This is a genomic window from Saccharothrix sp. CCNWYY140 (assembly GCF_037401995.1).
In the GTDB taxonomy this organism is placed as follows: Bacteria; Actinomycetota; Actinomycetes; order Mycobacteriales; family Pseudonocardiaceae; genus Actinosynnema.
On sequence record NZ_JBBEGC010000003.1, the window covers coordinates 215,357 to 231,184 of the forward strand.

The window sequence follows — 15,828 nt, forward strand, 5'->3', positions numbered from 1 at the left end:
CTCAGTAGTCGAGTTCGAAGTCGCGGTGGTCGTCGGGGTCGACCACCGCGTCGAGCTTGTTCCCGGCCTTCAGGCTGGGGTGGTACGAGGTGTCGTGGTCGATCAGGAACTCGGGCACGTCCGGACCCCTGATCAGGAGCCGGACGCGGATCGTGGCGTCCTCGCTGATCGGCTCCGAGGTCAGGACGAAGGCGGTCGCGGGCAGGCCCACCTCGTCCAGGCGCAGCAGCCGCCGCTTGGCCCGGCCGGTGCCGCGCCACACGCCGATGCCCAGGGGCAACAGGATCACCGTGAGCACGATGCCGACCGTGCCGCCATCGGTGGACGCGTAGACGATCGGTCCGGTGACCATCAGCGCCACGGCGAACAGGTGCAGGACGACGTTGTTCCCCCGGTTGGCCCCGCGCACTTCGACGAACCCGCTCTCCGCCATTCCGGCACCGTAACGCGCGGGCGGCGGTCCCCTGGCCGGGTCGCGGCGAGGTGCGGCCGGACGGCGGACGGGGCGAGGGGACCTAGGTCCTGCCGTCGGGGGGACCCTCGTACCTGAGCGGGACGAGGGCCGGGGACCTACGGTCGTGGTGTGGACGTCCCCGGAACCCCTTCCGCCAAGAAGCCGGGGAGAGGGCCGCTCGGCGCGCTACCCGCCCTTTCGCCTTCGGCGCGCCGAGCGCTGACCCTCTGCGGCGTGCTCGCCGCGCTGTCCTCCGCCGCTCTGGTCCTCCAGGCCGTGACGCTCGCCTCCGCGCTGGTGGAGGGCGGGTCGCTGTGGGCGCTGGGGTGCGCGGTGGTGGCGCGGGCGGTGTTGGCGTGGGCCACCGAGACGGTCGCGGCGCGGGCGGCGGCGGGCGCCAAGGAGGAGCTGCGGGCCGCGGTGCTGGACCGGGCGCTGGGGCTGGGGCCGGCGTGGATCGTGTCCCGCGGGCCGGCGGAGCTGGCGGTGGTGGCCACCAAGGGCCTGGACGCGCTGGACGCCTACTTCACCAAGTACCTGCCCGCCCTGGTGACGACGGCCGTGGTGCCGGTGCTGGTGGGTCTGTGGATCTTCGTGACGGACCCGACGTCGGCGGTGCTGGTGGCGGTGACGCTGCCGCTGATCCCGGTGTTCGCGATCCTGATCGGCAAGTTCACCTCGGCCCGGGTGGCGGCTGCCGCGACGGCGTTGGAGCGGCTGTCGGGGCGGTTGGCGGAGCTGGTGCGCGCGCTGCCGGTGCTCACGGCGTTCGGGCGGGCTTCGGCGCAGGCGCGGGCGGTCGAGGAGGTGGGGGCGCGGTACCGCAAGGCCACGATGGGGACGTTGCGGGTGGCGTTCCTGTCGGCGCTGGTGCTGGAGGTGGCGGCGTCGCTGTCGGTGGCGCTGATCGCGGTCGGCATCGGGCTGCGGCTGGTGTCGGGGGAGTTGACGCTGGTCACCGGGCTGGTGGTGCTGATCCTCGCGCCCGAGTGCTACCTGCCGCTGCGGGCGGCGGGCGCGGCGCACCACGCGTCGGAGGACGGCGTGGAGGCCGTGCGCCGGGTCGCGGAGATCCCGGAGGCGCGGCGCACGAGCGGACGGGCGGTCCGGTTGGTCGGGGTGGCGATCGACGGTCGGCCCGTGGGCGTGCAGGTGCGCAACCTGCGGGTGCGGCGCCGGGGCCGGTTCGCGCCGGACGGGATCAGCCTCGTGGTGTGGCCCGGCGAGGTGCACCGCCTGGACGCGCCCAGCGGCGCGGGCAAGTCGACCTTGTTCGACGTGCTCCTCGGCTACGTCGAGCCGGATGGCGGCGAGGTCGTCGTGGACCGGGACGCCATCGCGTGGGTCCCGCAGCGGCCCGCGTTCGCCGGGCGGACGGTCGCCGACGAGCTGGAGTTGACCACCGGCCGCGTCGACCGGGAGGTGCTGGCGTCGGTCGCCGCCGACCACCTGGTGGAGCGCCGGATCGCCGAGCTGTCCACCGGCGAGCGGCAGCGGGTGGCCATCGCCCGTGCGCTGACCAGGGTGAAGGACGGCGCGACGGTCCTGCTGCTGGACGAGCCCACGGCCCACCTCGACCCCGCGACGGCGGCGCTCGTGATGACCGCCGTGCAGGCCGCCGCGGACGCCGGTGCGGCCGTTCTCCTCTCGACCCACCGGACCGTCGAACAAGCGGACAACGCCTTCGCGGCGGCGGCCGTGGACCACGAGGTCGGCCGGGCCGCGACACCGCGGACCCCGCGGCCGACCGGGCGGGTGCTGGCCGGGGCGGCGTTGGGGATCGCCGCCTCGGCCAGCGGGGTCGCGCTGACCGCCGTCGCCGCGCACCTCATCGCCAAGGCCGCCACCCAGCCGCCGATCCTGACGCTGTCGGTGCTGGTCGTGGGCGTGCGAACGTTTGCACTCTCGAAGGGCGTCCTGCGCTACCTCGAAAGGCTGGTGTCGCACGACGCCGCGTTCCGGTTCGCCGAGGACCTCCGCGTCCGGCTGTGGCGGTCGCTGCGCCCGGGGCGCGCCGAGCTGACCCGGCTGGTGGACGACGTGGACACCGTCCGCGACCTGGTGCCCCGAGTCCTCCAGCCGCCGCTGGTGGCCGCCGGGGTCGGGCTCGCCACGACCGTCCTGTTCGCGCTCCTGGACCCGTGGGCAGGGGTTGCGGTCGGGCTCGCGGTCCTGGTCGGCGGGACGCTCCCGCCGCTGGTCGCGGTCCTGGCCGAGCGGCGGGCGAGCACCGTGCTGGCGCGCGGTCGGCGGCAGGTGTCCGAAGAGGTGCTGACCCTGTTGACCGCCGCGCCCGACCTGATCGCGTTCGGGGCGGACCGGGAGGTGCGGGCGCGGCTGGCCGCGCACGACGCCGAACTGGCCCGGCTGGCGCGGCGGCAGGCGTGGGGCGCGGGCGCGGCGACCGGGCTGGTGCACCTCGTGCTCGGCGGCGCGGTGGTGGCGTGCACGGCGATCGCCGCCGGCGTCGACCCGCTGCTCGCGCCTTTGCTGGGCTTGGTGCCGTTGGCGCTGGCCGAGGCGTTGGGCGCGTTGCCGGCGGCTGCTCAGCACCGGCAGGCGTTGCGGGAGGCGTACGGGCGGATCGTGGAACAGGGCAATGACCTGCCGCCGGTTGGGCACGTCGATGGCGTGATCTTGGACGGCGTCACCGCGCGGTGGCCGGGTGCGACCCGACCGGTGCTCGAGGACGTGAGCGTCCAGGTGCCCGCCGGGGCGAAGGTCGCCGTCGTGGGACCGTCGGGCGCGGGCAAGTCGACGCTGTTCGCGCTGCTGCTGGGGTTCGTAGCGCCGAGCACGGGCACGGTCCGGCGACCCGCGCGGATCGCGTGGTGCCCGCAGGAGCCGATGCTGGTGTCCACGACCCTGCGCGAGAACCTGCGCATCGGCGACCCGGCCGCCGACGACACCCGGCTGCGGGCGGCACTCGCGTCGGTCGGGCTCGACCTCGACCTGGACACCGTCGTCGGCCCGACCCTGCTGTCCGGCGGCGAGGCGCAACGCGTGGCCCTCGCCCGCGCCCTGCTGCACGACGCCGACGTCCTGCTCCTGGACGAACCCACCGCCCACCTCGACGAGGACTCGGCCCGCCGGCTGCTGGACCTGGTGGACGGGCTGGACCGGACCGTCGTGCACATCACCCACCGCCCCGACGAGGCGCGGCGGGCCGACGTGGTGTGGGAGGTGTCCCGGGGCCGAGTCGCGGTCGGGGCCTACCGTTGACGGCCGTGGACCCCGCCCTGGTGCTCGCCGCGTCGACCGAGATCACCTCCGCCGCCCTCGCCGGCGACGACCCGGACGCCGTGCTGCCGCTCGTCGTGCGCCGCGCCGCCGAGTTGGCCGAGGCGGACCTGGGCCTGGCGATGGCCACCGGCGACGACGGGAGCCTCACCGTGGAGGCGTCGTCCGGCGACGTGGACCCGGTGGGCATCGTGCTGTCCCACCGCTCTTCCGCCGCGCGCGCCGCCCGAACCGGCGTCGCGGTGGTCGCCGACGACTTCACCACCGACCCACGCACAGCGCCTTTCGTGCCGCAGTCGCTGCGCGGCTACGGCCCGTTCGCCGTCGCGCCGTTCGGGACACGCGAACGCAAGATCGGCGCCCTGGCCGTGTACCGCCGCAAGGGTGCACCCCCCTTCAGCACCGACACCGTCGACGTCCTCACCGCTTTCGCCGCCCAGGCCGGACTGGCCGTTGTGCTCGCGGAGGGTTCGACGGCCAGGCAGCGGATCGCGGTGTACCAGGAGCGCGAACGGATCGCCCGCGACCTGCACGACGTGATCATCCAGCGCTTGTACGCGACCGGCGTGCAGCTGGAACTCCTCAACCGCCGCCTGAAGCTGGACGGACGGGAAGCCAAGCGCCTCGCCGACTGCGTGGACCAACTCGACCAGACGATGGCCGAAGTCCGCGCCACCGTCCGAGCACTCCGCAGCGCCGACCCCGGCAAACCCGGCGACGCCGACCTGCACACCTCCGTCCTGGCCGAAGCGAGGACCGCGGGCGAGCTGCTCGGCTTCGACCCGGAGGTCCACGTGGACGGCGACCTGACCGACGTACCGGCAGCCCTGGCCGACCACGCCCGAGCGGCCCTGCGCGAGGCCCTGTCCAACGTCGTCCGCCACTCGGGCGCCGGCCGGGTGGAAATCGCCCTGACCCGAGACCCTTCCCACCTGGAACTCCGCGTGTCCGACAACGGCTGCGGCATCCCGCGCGGCGTGGCCCGCCGCGGCCTGCGGCACTTGGAGGAGCGGGCTCTGGCGGCAGGCGGCGGCTGCGAGGTCACTTCCTCCCCGCGCACCGGCACCACGATCACCTGGCACGTACCGCTCTGAGAGGCCTTCCGCCGTTTCCGGCACCTGGCCAGGCCGCGGTCTGAACGCCCCAACACCTGCTCGCTGATTGGGCGGGGTCGCGGCCTCCGGCCCCCGTCTCCATTATCTCACCTGGGTACGACAATTCCGCCCAAGCGCCCCCTGGGGCTCATTCTTCCAGCCGGCACCGACAATTCTCGGCCAGTCGTGGTCGTGCGGCGGCTGTGGCGCTGTGCGTGGCGGCCCGCAGGAGGGGCGGCCCGCGCTCGGGGTGTGCGATGGCCGAAAGGTCCGCGCGAGAGTGAGCGGTGACGTCGTGGCCCTCGGCCGCCCGGCTCGGCTCCAGCCCTCAGCCTCCAGCCCTCAGCCTCCAGCCCTCAGCCTCCAGCCCTCAGCCTCCAGCCCTCAGCCTCCAGCCCTCAGCCTCGGCCGGTCTGGCTCGGCCCCCGGCCGCCTGGCGCAGCCCTCGGCCCTTGGGCGAGCCTCCAGCCCCCGGCCTTCGCCGCGCCCGGCTCCAGCCTCCAGCTCTCGGCTCCAGCCCCCGGCCTTCGCCGCCCCCAGCTCCAGTCCTCAGCTCCCGGCTCCAGCCCTCGGCTCGGCCCTGGCCCTGGGCTCTTGGGCGTGGCCTCCGGCCCCCGGTTCCATTGTCCCACGGGGGTACGACAATTTCGGCTGAGCGCCCCCTGGGGCTCATTCTTCCAGGCGGCACCGACAAAGTCAGCGGGAGCGGCGGGCTACCCAGGCGGCGGCTTGGGTTCGGCGTTCCATTCCGAGTTTTTGCAGCACCGAGGTGACGTAGTTCTTCACCGTCTTCTCCGCCAGGAACAGTTGTTCCGCGATCTGCCGGTTCGTCATGCCCTCGCCGATCAGGTCCAGCACCCGTCGCTCCTGCTCGGTCAGGGCGTCCAGGACGTCGACCTCCGGTGGGCGGCGCATCCGGTCCAGGACCCTGGCCGTGGTCTGGGGGTCCAGCAGGGATCTGCCTGCCGCTACCTCGTGGACCGCGTTGACCAGGTCCTGTCCTCGGACTTGCTTCAGGAGGTAGCCCGAGGCGCCGGCCATGATCGCGCCGACCAAGGCTTCCTCGTCGTCGAACGCCGTCAGGACCAGGCAGCGGACGTCCAGTGCCCTCAAGCGGCGGCACAGGTCTACGCCTGTTCCGTCCGGCAGGCGGACATCCACGAGGGCCACGTCCGGGTGCAGGGACGTCGCGAAGACCACGGCCTCGTCGACCCCTCCGGCCTCGGCCACGACGGTGATGTCGTCCTCGTCTTCCAGGAGTTCGCGCAGACCCCTGCGGACGATCTCGTGGTCGTCGACCAGCAACACGCGCACGGGCACGAACCCACCATAGGTCGAATGCCGGTACCGGTTGCGCGCGGACCTCAAGACAGTGCAAGACATGCAGGTACGCGCGATCGAGGAAGCCGACCGGATCGTCGTCGGTCGGCTGGTGCTGGAGCTGTGGGGCGCGCACACCGCGGTCGCCCACGGCCAGGTGTTCTTCCCCGCGAGTCTGCCGGGGTTCCTGGTGGAGCAGCAGGACCAGGTGGTCGGCCTGCTGACCTACGCCACCACCGAGGGGCTGCTGGAGATCGTCACCGTCGACGCGCTGCGAAGAGGCCGGGGCGTGGGGAGTTCGCTGGTCGAGGCGGCCGTGCAGCGCGCGCGGCAGCTCGGCTGCTCCCGCGTCCGGCTCACCACCACCAACGACAACCTGGACGCGCTGCGGTTCTACCAGCGGCGCGGGTTCCGGCTCGCCGCGTTGCGGCCCGACGCGGTGCGCGAGTCACGTCGGCTCAAACCAGAGATCCCCTCCGTGGGGGACTACGGCATCCCCATCACCGATGAGCTGGACCTGGAGCGATGGGTCGCACCCCGGTAGTTGTCCACAGGCTCCACGCGGGTTGTCCACAGAGTTGTGCACAGGTCGTCAGCGCCGGGGGAGGGAGCTGAACACCTCGTCCCACGCGGCGGCGACCTGGCGCGCGCACGTCTCCGGCGCCACCCCGCCGACGCCCGTGCCCAGGCCCGGCATGGCGATCGTCCGCACCGCCGTCCGGACCGGGCGGCCGTCGTCCAGGCGGCCGTCCCGCCACAGCCGCAGCACGGCCCGCGCCGCCAGGTACGGGTGGACGGTGTCGCCGGGCAGGTGCTCGCCGGCGGTGCGCATGGTCGGCGCGCTGATCAGCCACTCCGGCTGCGGCTCGCCGGTCGGCACCACCAGCGCCTCGCCCACCGGCAGCTCGCCGCCGTGCAGGCCGAGCACGGCGCTGCGCACGTTGGCCTCGACGTGGGGGAAGGCCCGCGCGTACACGGCGTCCATGCCGAAACGCATCCAGCCCGAGGAGTTCGCGGGGCTCACGACGGCCTCGGCCACGATGTCGAGCACCGAACCGCGGTGCACCTGGACACCGGTGCGGCCGTCGGCGACACCCAGCCACGCCGTCGCGAGGGGCTCGTCGACAGCGCACAGCACCAGACGGGGAACAGCTACCGGAGCGTTGATCTCACCCTCCGTATCGGCGGACACAGCCGCAAGCATTCCAGGACACAGGGGTCTGGCGGAACGGGGCCGGGCACCCGCCGGCCGGGTGATCCTCGCCTCAGCGGCGATCACCGGCCGTGGTGCTCGTATCGTTGCGGCCGTGCTCGCCTACTTCGGACCGCAGGGGACGTTCACCGAGCAGGCCGCCCTCGGCCTCGGTGCCTCCCCGGACGAGCTGGTCCCGTACGACACCGTGCCCGCCGCCTTGGCCGCCACCCGCCGCGGGGACGCCGAGGCCGCGTGCGTGCCGGTGGAGAACTCCGTCGAGGGCGCGGTCCCGGCCACGATGGACGCCCTGGCCGAGGGCGAGCCGCTGGTGGCCGTCGCGGAGGCCGTGCTGGACGTGCGGTTCAGCGTGCTGGTGCGGCCCGGCGGCGGCGAGGTGAGGACCGTCGCGAGCCACCCGCACGCCCTGGGTCAGGTCCGGCACTGGCTGGCCGAGCACCTGCCCGCCGCCGAGGCCGTCGCCACCACGTCCACCGCCGCCGCCGCGCGGGCCGTGCTGGCGGGCGAGTTCGACGCGGCGGTGTGCGCGCCGGTCGCGGTGCGGCACTACCCGCTGGAGGTGCTGGCCACCGACGTGGCCGACGTCCGGGACGCCAAGACCCGGTTCCTGCTGCTGCGCCGCCCCGGCCCGCCGCCCGCGCCGACCGGGCGGGACCGCACGTCCGTCGTGATCACCGCGACCGACCGGGTGGGCGCGCTGTCCGAGCTGCTCACCGAGCTGGCGCTGCGCCGCATCAACCTGACCAGCATCGAGTCCCGTCCCACCAAGGGCCGGCTGGGCGAGTACCGGTTCTACATCGACTTCGACGGGCACGTCGCCGAGCCGCGCGTGGGTGACGCGCTCGCCGCGCTGCGCCGGCACTGCCCGGACACCCGGTTCCTCGGGTCCTACCCGAAGGCGGAGCCGGGCGGCGCACCCGTCGGGGACGAGGAGTTCGTGGCTGCGGCCGAGTGGGTCGCCGCCGTGCGGGAAGGGCGGGGGGCGTGAAGCTGATCCTGGTGCGGCACGGCGAGACGGCGTCGAACCTGAAGATGGCGCTGGACTCCCTGCCACCCGGCCCGCCGTTGACCGACGCGGGCCGGGCGCAGGCGGAGGCGCTGGGCGAGGCGCTGGCGACCGAGCCGGTGTCCGCCGTGTACGCCAGCACGGCCGTGCGGGCGCAGCAGACCGCGGCCCCGGTGGCCGCCGCGCACGGCCTGGACGTCGAGGTGCTCGACGGCGTGCACGAGATCTTCTGCGGCGACCTGGAGGGCCGGCACGACCGGGAGGCGTTCGACCTGTTCATCGCGGCGGCGCACCGGTGGGCGGCGGGCGACCTGGACGCGACGATCCCCGGCGGCGAGTCGGGCAGGCAGGTGATCGACCGGTTCGTGGCCGCCGTGGACAAGGTGTGCGCGCGGCACGCACCAGATGACACGTTCGTGCTGGTCAGCCACGGTGGGGCGATCCGGCTGGCGGCGCTGGCGATGGCGCGCAACGTCCAGCCGGCGCTGCTGGAGGCGGGCCTGCTGCCCAACACGGGCCAGGTCGTGCTGGAGGACACCGGCGACGGCTGGCGCTGCACGTCGTGGACCGGCGTGGACCGAGTCGACTAGGCGCGGCGGTCGACCGGCGGTGAACAGCCGGCGGTGGCCGGCTCGCAGCGGTCGGCCGGTGGTGGCGGCTAGCGCTTGCGCACGTCGTGCTGGCTGCGGATCTCGGTGACCTCGCGGCCGTGCGCCCGATGGGTGACCGACGCCCACCACAAGCCGTCCGCGCGGGCCTTCGGCTCCCACACCAACGTGCCAGGCACCCACTCGCCACCGACCCGCACCAGGCACGGCTTCCCTCCGGCCACAGCCACGGCACTGTCGGTACCCCGTGGGACAATGGACATCGGGGGCCGGAGGCCGCGCTCAGCCGCCGCCGAGGGCCGCGAGCCGCGCTCAGCCGCCGCCGAGGGCCGCGAGCCGCGCTCAGCCGCCGCCGGCGAGCCGCGCTCAGCGCGACTGCCGCCCGGCGCGCGGTCGTGGCGGCGCAGCCACTCCGGCGTGCAGCAGTGCTCGCAGGGCTGGAGTTCGCCCGGGTTCACATCCACCCACCGCACCGGCACGGCGTCGTGCACCTCGTTGCCCCGCCGCTCGGCGTAGCGGTGGCCCTTGCGCAGAAGATCGCAATCCCGGTCGTTGTGGTACGCCCGCCCGACCTTCGTCCGCCACCCCTGCTTCAACACACCCGGAGGCGGGGCCTTGCACAGGTGGCACATGCCGGCCGGGAGTTCGTGGACGCACTCCTCGGCCTCGCTCATCCCCAGCCCAGCTCGTGCAGCTTGTCGTCGTCGATGCCGAAGTGGTGGGCGATCTCGTGGATCACGGTCACCGCGACCTCCTCCACCACGTCCTCCTCGGTGCGGCAGATGTCGAGGATCGCCTCGCGGTAGATCGTGATCCGGTCCGGCAGCACGCCGCCGTAGTCGGTGGTGCGCCGGGTCAGCGCGATCCCCGTGTACAGGCCCAGCAGCGACGGCACCTGGGGGTGGCGGTCCTCGACCAGGACCACCACGTTGCTCATCGCCGCCGCGAACTCCGGCGGCAGCAGGTCCAGGGCGTCGCCCACGAGCTCTTCGAACCGCTGCCGGGTCATCTCCGCGGGCACGGGCTCACCTCGACGGTTTGGTGTCGGACGGGCTGGTCGACGTCGGCGCGACCGACGACGACGAGGTCGCCGACGCCGCGCTGCTGTTGGACTGCGAGTGCAGCGGCGCGCCGGTCGCCTCTTCCTGCTGCACCGCGGTCGTCTGCGGCGGGTTCGACGTGGTCAACGGTGGTGCGTTGGGGTTGCGGATGCTCCCGTCCCACGGGTTCAGGCCGGCGCCGTCGGTGGCCGCGCCGACCTTGCAGTTCGCGCGGTGCGAGCCCGCCGCCCAGCTCTCCGGCGCCCGCGTGTCCCAGGTGACGACCAGGTTGCGGGCCCTGAAGTCCAGGCCGCCGGAGTACTCGGCGGCGATCCGCGCGCACTCGACGGCCAGCACCTTGTCCTGCTCCTCGACCGGCGGGAAGTCGCCCGCGGGCAGCGTCACCACGCCGACGATCTCGTACGCGTGCGGCTTGGCGCACTCGACCGGGTCGCCCACGCCGCGCGCGTCGGTGATGCCCAGGCACACGCCCGGGTCGTACACGTCGGACTGGTCCTGGGTCTTGGCCGAGCCGTACGCGGGCAGCAGGCCACCGGCCGGTCCCGCGACCTGGAGCCCGCAGCGCAGCGTCCGCTGGCCCTCGGCCCACAGCCGCTCGCCGGGGTTGAGCGGGCCGACGGTGTACTTGCCGAACGGGTCGAACCGGCCGCCCAGGTAGTCCAGGGACGTCTTGGCGCAGTGCTCCTCGCTGATCTTCTGCCACTGCTCGTCGGTCGGGAACGGCGCCTGCGGCCCGTACGCCGGCCCGATGTCCGCCACGCCCGTGACCTCGAACATGTGCTGCGCCGAGCAGTCGACCTTGGCCACGTCGGACAGGTTGGCGCGGGTCCAGTTCAGGCAGTCGCCAGCCTGCGAGGTGTAGACAGGGTTGATGGTCTGCGAGGCCCCGCCGACCGGGCCGCCGGCCACCGGCCACGACGTGAACGTGCTCAGCGCGAGCAGTCCGAGCGCGCCGACGAACGCGCCGAGCATGACCAGGTGGTCACCTCGACGAAACCAGCGAGCGCTCATGGACATCTACTCCATGATGCCTGTGCCGACCGTGTTGCCAACCGGGCGGGTGGAGTGTGTTGCTTTTGGGACACTCGTCACCCATTCGGCGGCCGATCTCTGTACCGTCCCCGCCGGGAGTGGCTGATGACTGAGAACGACCGTAACGACGAGAAGAACCCGCCGCCGTACGTGCCGCCGCCGGCACCCGGCGGGCCGCCGCCTGCGCCGGGTCAGCCGGGTGGCGCGCAGCCGACGCAGCCGTTGCCGGGCCAGACCGGGCCCGGTCAGCCGGGCTTCGCGCCGAGCGGGCCGCAGCCGACGCAACCCCTGCCGGGCCAGGGCGGATCCGGCCAGCCGGGTCAGCCGGGCTTCGCGCCGGGCGCGCCGCAGCCGGGCCAGGCCGGACCGGGTGGCCCGCAGGGACCCGGTGGCAAGCCGGTGAAGCCGGGCAAGATCCGGCAGCAGCAGCCCGGCGTCACGCAGCCCCGGCCGCCGACGGTGGCCGAGCAGCGCGCCCGCCAGCAGGCCGTCAAGCAGCAGCGGGAGGAGGCCGCGGCAGCCGCCGCGGCCGAGGCCAAGCGGCGCAAGAGGCGCAAGCGGCTGCTCATCGGCGGTGGCGTGGCCGTGGGCGTGGTCGGCGTCGTCGCCATCTGGTACGCCGTGGCCAGCCCGGACGAGGTCGAAGCCCAGTGCACCCGCGACGACGTGGTCGTCGAGGACCAGTACTGCGACGAGAACTACGCCCGCTCGCACGGCGGCTACGTCAGCAGCGGCTTCATCTACATCGGTGGCAGCTCCTACCGCTACCACTACGGCGGCGCGAGCGTCCCGGTCGGCTCGAAGGTCAGCGGCGGCAGCTACACCATCCCCAAGGGCGCGAACGTCACGACCAAGTCCGGCACGACGATCCAGCGCGGCGGGTTCGGCATCGGCGGCAGCGGCAAGAGCGGGGGCAGCTGAGTGCGTCGGGAGACCTCCGCGCCCCGGCCGAACTGGCAGCGGACCGTGTCCGAGCAGGGGCTGGTGTTCGGCGCGCCCGCCCGCGCGGTCGACGGCAGCGCCCGCCCGTACTGGGACGAGTCGGCGCACTACGTGTTCGACATGAGCGACATCCTGTCGCTCGAAGCGGACGTCGAACTGCTGCACAGCATGTGCCTGGAAGCCGTCGACAACGTGGTGCTCACCGAGCGGTACCGCGACTTCGGCATCCCGGAGTGGACGTGGCCCGCGATCGCCGAGTCGTGGAAGCGCCGCGACCCGCACGTCTACGGCCGGTTCGACCTGCGCTACGACGGCCGCGGCCCGGCCAAGCTGCTGGAGTACAACGCCGACACCCCCACGTCCCTGCTGGAGGCCTCGGTCGTCCAGTGGAACTGGAAGACCGACGTCCACCCCGACGACGACCAGTGGAACTCGCTGCACGAGAAGCTGGTCGAGCGGTGGGCCGAGATCGGGGCGAAGCTGCCCTCCAACGAGGTGCACTTCACCTGGTCCGGGGCCGACCCGTCGGGCGAGGACCACGTCACCGTGGCCTACCTCCAGGAGACCGCCGCCGAAGCGGGCATGAGCACTGTCGGCCTGGCCATCGAGGAGATCGGCTGGGACACGCTGCTCAACCGGTTCGTGGACCTCGAGGAAGCGCCCATGAACACGGTCGTGAAGCTCTACCCGTGGGAGTGGGTGGTCGACGAGCAGTTCGGCCGCTACGCGGTGGAGAGCCTGCCCGGCACCCTGTGGATCGAGCCGCTGTGGAAGATGCTGCTCTCCAACAAGGCGCTGCTCGCGGTGCTGTGGGAGATGTACCCGGGCCACCCGAACCTGCTGCCCGCGTTCCTCGACGAACCCAGCGTGCTCACCGAGTACGTGCGCAAGCCCCGGCTGGGCCGGGAGGGCGCGAACATCCAGATCGTGGCGCCGGGCTACGAGACCATGACCGGCGGCGTGTACGGCAAGGAAGGGTTCGTCTACCAGGCGTTCGACCCGCTGCCCGAGTTCGACGGCTACCGCCCGGCGCTGGGCGCGTGGGTCGTCGGCGACGCGGCGGCCGGGCTCGGCATCCGCGAGACGGTCGGCCTGGTGACCGACGATGGCGCGGCGTTCGTCCCGCATCGGATTGTCGAATGAATGGAGTGGCAGTGATCAGCGAACTCGCGTTGGACCCGGGCTTCGGCGCAGCGATCGGCCGGGGCATCGGCGCGATCGCCCTGTACGCGGTCGTCGGCCTCGTGCTGATGGTCTTCGGCTTCTACGCCATCGACTGGACGACCCCCGGCAAGCTGTCGACCCTGGTGCGCACGGGCGCCCCGAACGCGGTCATCGTGACGGCGGCGGGCCTGCTCAGCATGGCGCTGATCGTCGTGGTGGCGATCTACAGCTCGGCGGGCAAGCTCGACGAGGGCCTGCTGTCGGCGCTGGCCTACGGCCTGGTGGGCATCGTGGTGCAGGTGCTCGCGGTGCGCCTGCTGGAGTGGGTGACCCGCCTGGACATCGGCTCGCTGATCGAGTCCGAGCGCTTCGCGCCCGCCAGCGTGGTCGTGGCCAGCGCCCACTTCGCCCTGGGGCTCGTGGTGGCGGTCGCGATCTCGTAGGGCCGGCCTCCGGCCCCCGCTTCGATCATCGCACGAGGTACCGACAACGGCCGTCGGCTCCCACACGGAGTCGGCGGCCGGCTTGTACTTGCGGGTACTCGATTAAGGACCGAAGTGCTGCGTGTAAGTTGAGCCACGCTGGCACGGTGCGCGGGGGCGGTACCCCCGGCGACCAGGGCCCTGGGATGCCCGGCAGCGCTCCTGAACCACAAGATCGAGCAAATCGTAGATCCCACCACAGGGGAGCACGCGCGGTATGACTCTGTCGAACCAGTCCGTGGAGACGCCATCCGGGACGCCCACGGAAGTCGTCGAGCTGTCGATCGTCCTGCCGTGCCTGAACGAGGCCGAGACGCTGGAGATCTGCCTCCGCAAGGCCAAGCGCTCGCTGGAGGAGCTGGGCGTGGTCGGCGAGGTCATCGTCGCCGACAACGGCTCCACCGACGGCTCCCAGGACATCGCCCGCGCCAACGGCGCACGCGTGGTGGACGTGCCGCGCCGCGGCTACGGCGCCGCGCTGATGGCGGGCATCGAGGCGGCCGAGGGCACGTACGTGCTGATGGCCGACGCCGACGACAGCTACGCGCTGGACGACATCGGCGGCTTCCTCGAGGGCCTGCGCGCGGGCAACGACCTCGTGATGGGCAACCGCTTCCAGGGCGGTATCGCGCCGGGCGCCATGCCGTTCCTGCACAAGTACCTGGGCAACCCGGTCCTGTCGCTGCTGGGCCGCGTGTTCTTCCGCATCCCGGTAGGCGACTTCCACTGCGGCATCCGCGCGTTCCGCCGCGACCGCATGCTCGAACTGGGCCTGCGCACGTCGGGCATGGAGTTCGCGAGCGAGATGGTGGTCCGCGCCTCGCTCAACCACCGCAAGATCGCCGAGGTCCCGACCACCCTGCGCCCCGACGGCCGCAGCCGCGCCCCGCACCTGCGGACGTGGCGCGACGGCTGGCGCCACCTGCGGTTCCTGCTCGCCTTCAGCCCCCGGTGGCTGCTGTACTACCCGTCGCTGCTGCTGCTGGGCGTGGGCGGCCTGGGCCTGCTGTGGCTGTCGTTCGGTCCGCAGGAGGTCGGCGGTGTCGGCTTCGGCCTCCAGAGCATGCTCGGCTTCGCCACCATGCTGTTCGTCGGCCTCCAGGGCGTGGGCCTGGCGGTCATCGCCCGCTCCTACGCCGCCCACCTGGGCCTGCTGCCACCGCCGTCGGGAAGGCTCATCGGCCGGGTCGCACGGGCCTCGCTGGAACGCGGCCTGTGGATCGGCGGCCTGCTGATCCTCGTCGGCATCGCGTGCTTCATCGGCGCGGTGGTGACGTGGGGCGCGGCCGGCTTCGGCGCGCTGGACGTGGTCGAGACGGTGCGCGTGCCGATCCTGGGCATGGTCGCCATCGTGACCGGCTTCCAGATGATCAGCGTCAGCTTCACGCTCAGCCTCACCAAGATCGGCGAGGACTAGTCCCCATCCCCTGTCGGACAGAATGGTGTTAAGTGTGGGTTACCACGAGTGGCACGCGAAACCGGGTTACTACAACGACATCGTGAGGCACTTCCGCCCGGGTTCGCGCATTCTGGACGTGGGCTGCGGAACGGCCTGGGTGTCTGAGTTCTTCCCGGACTACGTGGGCCTGGACAACTTCCAGTCCACCGTGGACAAGGCCAAGGAGCAGGGGATCGACGTCCGCCTGGCGGACCTCGAGGAGGACCTGCCCGTCGGTGACCACGAGTTCGACGGCGTGGTGCTCAAGGACGTCCTGGAACACCTCCTCGACCCGGTCTCGCTGGTCAAGGAGGTCCGCCGGGTCCTCAAGCCGGGCGGACGCGTGTTCGCCTCGTCCCCGGACGCCCAACGCTGGTCGTGGAACGACTACACCCACCGCCGCCCGTGGACCCGCACATCGATGCGCCGCCTGTTCGAGGACCAGGGCTTCGACGTGAAGAAGGTGTCCTACGAGTCGGTGATGCCGGGGTCGAGCATCATCTCCGGCATGCTCCCGGCCAAGCGCCGCCCGGCACCGTTGGTGGCGGCGACGTGGCTGCCCGGCTGGCGCCGTAACGTGTGGATCCTGGCCACGAGCCCGACGTCCTGAGGTCTGTGTCGTGAGGCCCGTGTCCTGAACATCTGACACACCGGAGCCCGGCTGTCCTTCCTGGGGACGGCCGGGCTTTCGCCTTTCCGCGCGCAGCGCGGTCTTCGCGCGCGGAGCGCGCGGTAGGTGTTACCTACAAGTGGAGGGCCTCGGTTCCCCCACCG

Annotated in this window: 16 protein-coding genes; 10 read left to right on the plus strand and 6 right to left on the minus strand. The window is 72.8% G+C overall.

What is annotated here, in order from left to right:
* Position 1: 1 nt before the first annotated feature.
* Entirely contained in the window at positions 2-433 is a 432-nt protein-coding gene (locus WBN91_RS03430; RefSeq protein WP_337722533.1) for a hypothetical protein, read from the minus strand.
* 255 nt (positions 434-688) lie between these two features.
* On the opposite strand from WBN91_RS03430, the gene cydC reads away from it, so the two are divergent.
* Entirely contained in the window at positions 689-3,676 is a 2,988-nt protein-coding gene (cydC, locus tag WBN91_RS03435) for a thiol reductant ABC exporter subunit CydC (protein WP_337722534.1), read from the plus strand.
* 5 nt (positions 3,677-3,681) lie between these two features.
* Positions 3,682-4,788 (plus strand): GAF domain-containing sensor histidine kinase, encoded by a 1,107-nt coding sequence (locus WBN91_RS03440; RefSeq protein ID WP_443217655.1) that lies wholly within the window; start codon positions 3,682-3,684, stop codon positions 4,786-4,788.
* Positions 4,789-5,484: 696 nt separating this feature from the next.
* Here the strand turns inward: WBN91_RS03440 and WBN91_RS03445 are convergent.
* A complete protein-coding gene (locus WBN91_RS03445) occupies positions 5,485-6,108 on the minus strand; it encodes a response regulator transcription factor (RefSeq protein WP_337722536.1) in 624 nt (207 codons plus the stop codon).
* Between the two features lie 61 nt (positions 6,109-6,169).
* Here WBN91_RS03445 and WBN91_RS03450 point away from each other — a divergent pair, with 61 nt between their 5' ends.
* On the plus strand, positions 6,170-6,652 hold the full coding sequence (locus WBN91_RS03450) for a GNAT family N-acetyltransferase (protein ID WP_337722537.1): 483 nt from the start codon (positions 6,170-6,172) through the stop codon (positions 6,650-6,652).
* A gap of 48 nt (positions 6,653-6,700) precedes the next feature.
* Here WBN91_RS03450 and WBN91_RS03455 read toward each other — a convergent pair whose 3' ends face one another.
* Positions 6,701-7,312, minus strand: a complete 612-nt coding sequence (locus WBN91_RS03455) for a macro domain-containing protein (protein WP_443217656.1) — start codon at positions 7,310-7,312, stop codon at positions 6,701-6,703.
* 103 nt (positions 7,313-7,415) lie between these two features.
* On the opposite strand from WBN91_RS03455, the gene pheA reads away from it, so the two are divergent.
* Together pheA and WBN91_RS03465 are read left to right on the plus strand one after the other, a co-directional pair.
* Positions 7,416-8,309, plus strand: a complete 894-nt coding sequence (gene pheA / locus WBN91_RS03460) for a prephenate dehydratase (protein WP_337722539.1) — start codon at positions 7,416-7,418, stop codon at positions 8,307-8,309.
* On the plus strand, positions 8,306-8,917 hold the full coding sequence (locus tag WBN91_RS03465) for a histidine phosphatase family protein (protein ID WP_337722540.1): 612 nt from the start codon (positions 8,306-8,308) through the stop codon (positions 8,915-8,917). The genes pheA and WBN91_RS03465 overlap by 4 nt, the downstream gene beginning before the upstream one ends.
* A gap of 68 nt (positions 8,918-8,985) precedes the next feature.
* On the opposite strand, the gene WBN91_RS03470 is transcribed toward WBN91_RS03465, so the two are convergent.
* The 3 genes from WBN91_RS03470 to WBN91_RS03480 are packed head-to-tail and all read right to left on the minus strand — an operon-like array spanning position 8,986 to position 11,007.
* Complete coding sequence (locus tag WBN91_RS03470) at positions 8,986-9,609, minus strand: hypothetical protein (RefSeq protein ID WP_337729356.1); 624 nt, start codon at positions 9,607-9,609, stop codon at positions 8,986-8,988.
* Positions 9,606-9,956, minus strand: coding sequence for a metallopeptidase family protein (locus WBN91_RS03475; protein WP_337722542.1), 351 nt, complete (start codon positions 9,954-9,956; stop codon positions 9,606-9,608). Before WBN91_RS03475 ends, WBN91_RS03470 begins: the two co-directional genes overlap by 4 nt.
* A gap of 4 nt (positions 9,957-9,960) precedes the next feature.
* Positions 9,961-11,007, minus strand: a complete 1,047-nt coding sequence (locus WBN91_RS03480) for a septum formation family protein (protein WP_337722543.1) — start codon at positions 11,005-11,007, stop codon at positions 9,961-9,963.
* A gap of 126 nt (positions 11,008-11,133) precedes the next feature.
* Between WBN91_RS03480 and WBN91_RS03485 the strand changes: the two genes are divergently transcribed.
* The 5 genes from WBN91_RS03485 (at position 11,134) to WBN91_RS03505 (ending at position 15,664) form a co-directional block, all read left to right on the plus strand.
* Positions 11,134-11,949, plus strand: a complete 816-nt coding sequence (locus tag WBN91_RS03485) for a hypothetical protein (protein ID WP_337722544.1) — start codon at positions 11,134-11,136, stop codon at positions 11,947-11,949.
* Positions 11,950-13,113, plus strand: a complete 1,164-nt coding sequence (locus tag WBN91_RS03490) for a glutathionylspermidine synthase family protein (protein WP_337722545.1) — start codon at positions 11,950-11,952, stop codon at positions 13,111-13,113. It begins immediately after the preceding gene.
* Positions 13,114-13,124: 11 nt separating this feature from the next.
* Complete coding sequence (locus WBN91_RS03495; protein WP_337722546.1) at positions 13,125-13,577, plus strand: DUF350 domain-containing protein; 453 nt, start codon at positions 13,125-13,127, stop codon at positions 13,575-13,577.
* 256 nt (positions 13,578-13,833) lie between these two features.
* Complete coding sequence (locus tag WBN91_RS03500; protein WP_337722547.1) at positions 13,834-15,033, plus strand: glycosyltransferase family 2 protein; 1,200 nt, start codon at positions 13,834-13,836, stop codon at positions 15,031-15,033.
* Positions 15,034-15,055: 22 nt separating this feature from the next.
* Positions 15,056-15,664: a class I SAM-dependent methyltransferase gene (locus tag WBN91_RS03505; protein WP_337722548.1), complete on the plus strand. Its 609-nt coding sequence runs from the start codon at positions 15,056-15,058 to the stop codon at positions 15,662-15,664.
* Positions 15,665-15,828: the final 164 nt, after the last annotated feature.

Excerpts from the sequence above, each read along its gene's own strand:
- WBN91_RS03480 (WP_337722543.1), bottom strand. The coding sequence starts at position 11,007 with ATGAGCGCTCGCTGGTTTCGTCGAGGTGACCACCTGGTCATGCTCGGC.
- WBN91_RS03450 (WP_337722537.1), top strand. The coding sequence starts at position 6,170 with ATGCAGGTACGCGCGATCGAGGAAGCCGACCGGATCGTCGTCGGTCGG.
- WBN91_RS03505 (WP_337722548.1), top strand. The coding sequence starts at position 15,056 with ATGGTGTTAAGTGTGGGTTACCACGAGTGGCACGCGAAACCGGGTTAC.
- WBN91_RS03470 (WP_337729356.1), bottom strand. The coding sequence starts at position 9,609 with ATGAGCGAGGCCGAGGAGTGCGTCCACGAACTCCCGGCCGGCATGTGC.
- WBN91_RS03455 (WP_443217656.1), bottom strand. The coding sequence starts at position 7,312 with ATGCTTGCGGCTGTGTCCGCCGATACGGAGGGTGAGATCAACGCTCCG.
- WBN91_RS03430 (WP_337722533.1), bottom strand. The coding sequence starts at position 433 with ATGGCGGAGAGCGGGTTCGTCGAAGTGCGCGGGGCCAACCGGGGGAAC.
- WBN91_RS03485 (WP_337722544.1), top strand. The coding sequence starts at position 11,134 with ATGACTGAGAACGACCGTAACGACGAGAAGAACCCGCCGCCGTACGTG.
- WBN91_RS03500 (WP_337722547.1), top strand. The coding sequence starts at position 13,834 with ATGACTCTGTCGAACCAGTCCGTGGAGACGCCATCCGGGACGCCCACG.